We start from the raw sequence: 3,592 nt of genomic DNA on the forward strand, positions 1-3,592 counted from the left end.
CCTGCGGATCGGTTATCAACACCGCGGGTTCGGCGTCCTTGAGGAAGACGTCCACCTCGGCGGGGGTGTAGGCGGCGTTGAGCGGCAGGAACACGGCGCCGGCCTTCAGCACGCCGAGGTAGATCATGATCGCCTGCGGGCTCTTCTGGGCCTGCAAGGCGACGCGGTCGCCGGGCGTCACGCCGTCCGCGATCAAGCGCGCCGCCACCCGGCCCGCCGCGTCCTCCAGGGCGCCGTAGCTGATCCGGGTCTTGTCGCTGAGCAGAAAGCAGGGGCGGGCGCGGTCGGCCGGAAAGCGGCTGGCCAGGAGGTCGTAGAGGTTGCCCATCCCGACCCTCTAGCCCGTGTTCCGCAGGCCGGCGGCGACGCCGTTGATGGTCAGGTGGATGCCGGCGCGCACGTCGGCCTCGTCGTCACCCCGGCGCCGGCGGCGGATCAGCTCGATCTGCAGGTGGTTCAGGGGATCGATGTAGGGCAGCCGCGAGCGGATCACGGCGGCGAGGTCAGGGTTGTTCTCCAAGAGGCCGCCCTGCCCGGTGATCGCCAACAAGGCCTCCAGGGTGCGGTCCCACTCGGCGCGGATCTCGCCGAACACATGGTCGGCCAGGGCGCGGTCCTCCACCAGTCCGGCGTAGCGCCCGGCGATGGCCATGTCGCCTTTGGCCAGCACCATCTCCATGTTGGCGAGCGTCGAGGAGAAGAAGGGCCAGGTTTCATGAAGCTCGCGGAGCTGTTCGATCGGCACGCCGGCCCTGGCCACCGCCGAGCCGAAGCCGTACCAGCCGGGCAGCATGGTCCGGGACTGCGACCAGGAGAACACCCACGGGATGGCTCGCAGGCTCTCGATGCTGCGGGTGGTCTGGCGTGAGGTCGGGCGGCTGCCGATGTTCAGGTCGGCGATCTCGGTGATCGGCGTGGCGCCATAGAAATAGTCCACGAAGCCCGGGGTCTCGTAGACCAGGGCCCGATAGGCGCCCATGGACTGGCGGGCCAGGGCGTCCATGGCCTGGGCGTGGGGCGCCGGCAGCTCGGCCTGGGCGGGCTTGCGCAGGGAGGCCAGCACCACGCCCGCGGCCAGGGTCTCCAGGCTCTGGCGAGCCAGTTCAGGGTCGGCGTACTTGTTGGCCACCACCTCGCCCTGTTCGGTGATGCGGATACGCCCGCCGATGGTGCCCGGCGGCTGGGCCAGCAGGGCCTCGAAGCTGGAGCCGCCGCCCCGGCCCACAGCGCCGCCGCGGCCGTGGAAAAGCTGCAGGCGCAGGCCGGCCTCCCGCACCACCCGGGCCAGGGCCAGCGAGCCCTGGAAGAGCTCCCAGGTGGAGGTCAGGTAGCTGCCGTCCTTGTTGCTATCCGAATAGCCGATCATCACTTCCTGGATGCCCACCGGCTCCACCAGCTTGCGGATCAGCGGCAGGGCCAGGTAGTCGCGCATGATCGCAGGCGCCGCGCGCAGATCAGCGATGGTCTCGAACAGCGGCTCGGCGAACACCTGGGTGCGCGGGGCGTCGCCCGGGGTGAACAGGCCCACCTCCTTGAGCAGCAGATAGATCTCCAGGAGGTCGGAGATCGACTGGGTGTTGGAGACGATGTGGGCGCGGATGGAGTCGCGGCCGTAGCGCTGCTTGAGGTCCGCCGCCGCTGTCAGCACGGCGTGCTCGCGGCGGGTCTCCTCGCTGTAGTCGGCGTAGGGCGAGTGCAGCAGCCGGCCGTGGGCCAGTTCGGCCAGCAGCAGGTCGCAGCGGGCCGCCTCGTCCAGGTCCGCATAGCCCGGGCAGACGCCGGCCACCTTCAACAGTTCCCCGACGACCCGCTCATGCACGGCCGAGTTCTGCCGCAGGTCCAGCCGGGCGAGATGAAAGCCGAAGATTTCCACCGCGCGGATCAGGTCGGGCAAGGGGCCCTGGGCGAAGGCCGGGCCGTGCCGGGTGAGCAGGGAGTCCAGGACGGTCTGCAGGTCGGTACGTAGGGCGTCGGGGCCATCGTAGGGCTCGGCCGGGCCGGCCGCGGGCCGGGCGGGCGGCTCGCCGGTGAGCTGCGGGTAGGCCGCGGCGAGGCGGGCGTAGATGCCGGAGAGCGCCCGACGATAGGGCTCGTCCGCCCGTTGGGCGGAGGCGTCCGGCGAGGCGTCGGCCAGGGCCTGCAGTTGCGGCGTCACCCCTGCCAGTCCCGCGGAGATCGACAGCTCGGCGCCCAGCAGGTGGATCTGGTCGAGGTAGAGCCGCAGCGCCGCCCGCGACTGCCGGGCCATGGCCTGGCGCATCACCGCCTCGGTGACGAAGGGATTGCCGTCGCGGTCGCCGCCCACCCAGGAGCCGACCCGCAGGAACGACGGCAGGTGCGCGGGCCAGCCCAGCACCTCCAGCCAGTGGGCGTAGAGCGCCGGCAGGCCGGTGAGGAAGCTGCGCTCGAAGTAGGACACCGCGTTGTCGATCTCGTCGCCGACGCCCAGCTTGACGTTGCGCAGCAGGCGGGTGCGCCAGAAGATCGACACCTGCCGCACCAGCTCGCGCTCCACGGCCGCGCGTTCAGGGTCGGTGCGGGCAGTGTCCAGGGCGTCCAGGTCGTCGGCGATGGCGCCCTGGCGGTCCAGCACGCTCTTGCGGCGCACCTCGCTGGGGTGGGCGGTGATCACTGGCGCCACCAGGGCTTCGTCCAGCAGGGCCAGCACCGCCGCTACGCCGACGCCTTCCGACTTCAGCGCGCGGAGGGCGCCGGCCAGGGTGTCGGGCCGCGCGTCGCCGTCCCGGCCACGACTGCGCTGGATCTGGTCCTCGGCAATGTTGGTGATCTGCAGGAAGCAGGCGAACGAATGGGCGAAGCGCACGGTCTCCGGCAGGCTCAGCCCGCCAAGCCGCTCGGCCATGAGCTGCGCCGCCGCGGGCGTGCCCTCGCGATGGAAGGCCACCGAGGCCTGGCGGATCTCTTCGATCTGGCTGAACACCGCCTCCCCGTCCTCGGCGCGGATCACGTCGCCCAGCACCTTGCCCAGGATCCGGACGGTGGCGCGAAGCTGGTCGGGCAGGGAGGGGCTCATGGGTGAGACCAAAGCCGCAAAGGCCGCGCGCGTCATCTGGTTTCCCAAGACGGCAGCGGCGATAGTCCCGCGCATGAGCCCCGCCGACGCCCTGGACCGCATCGCCCGCTACGACGCACGGCTGCAGGCCTTCGTGCGGGTGTTCGATCCGCCGCTGGGCGATGGCGGCGGCCCCGTAGTGGCGGTGAAGGATCTGATGGACATCGCCGGCGTGCCCACGGGCGGCGGCGCGCGCGTGCCACTGGACGCCAATCCAGCTGGCCATGCGGTGGTGGTGCAAAAACTGCTGGACGCAGGCTACGTGGTGGTCGGCAAGACCCACACGGTGGAGCTGGCGTTCGGCGGCTGGGGGACCAACCGGGCGGTGGGCGCCCCGTGGAACCCCTGGGACGCGAAGATCCATCGGGCGCCGGGCGGCTCCTCCAGCGGCTCGGCGGTGGCGGTGGCGGCGGGGCTCTGCGACGTGGCCCTGGGCAGCGACACCGGCGGCTCGGTGCGCATCCCGGCCGCGGTGTGCGGCGTGGTCGGTCTGAAGCCGGGCCGGGGTCTCGTCAGCCT

3 protein-coding genes are annotated in these 3,592 nt (G+C 71.6%); 1 reads left to right on the forward strand and 2 read right to left on the reverse strand.

Annotated elements, in window-relative coordinates; translation table 11 throughout:
• Both ACLL81_RS10555 and ppc read right to left on the reverse strand, forming a co-directional pair.
• A partial coding sequence (locus tag ACLL81_RS10555) for an AMP-binding protein (RefSeq protein ID WP_411288303.1) occupies positions 1-328 on the reverse strand: 328 nt, incomplete at its 3' end.
• Between the two features lie 9 nt (positions 329-337).
• Complete coding sequence (gene ppc, locus ACLL81_RS10560) at positions 338-3,034, reverse strand: phosphoenolpyruvate carboxylase (RefSeq protein ID WP_411288304.1); 2,697 nt, start codon at positions 3,032-3,034, stop codon at positions 338-340.
• On the opposite strand from ppc, the gene ACLL81_RS10565 reads away from it, so the two are divergent.
• The coding region (locus ACLL81_RS10565; protein ID WP_411288305.1) for an amidase family protein at positions 3,033-3,592 on the forward strand (560 nt) is incomplete at its 3' end. The genes ppc and ACLL81_RS10565 overlap by 2 nt on opposite strands.

The organism is Phenylobacterium sp. (assembly GCF_046590535.1).
Lineage (GTDB): Bacteria > Pseudomonadota > Alphaproteobacteria > Caulobacterales > Caulobacteraceae > Phenylobacterium.

Excerpts from the sequence above, each read along its gene's own strand:
- ppc (WP_411288304.1), bottom strand. The coding sequence starts at position 3,034 with ATGAGCCCCTCCCTGCCCGACCAGCTTCGCGCCACCGTCCGGATCCTG.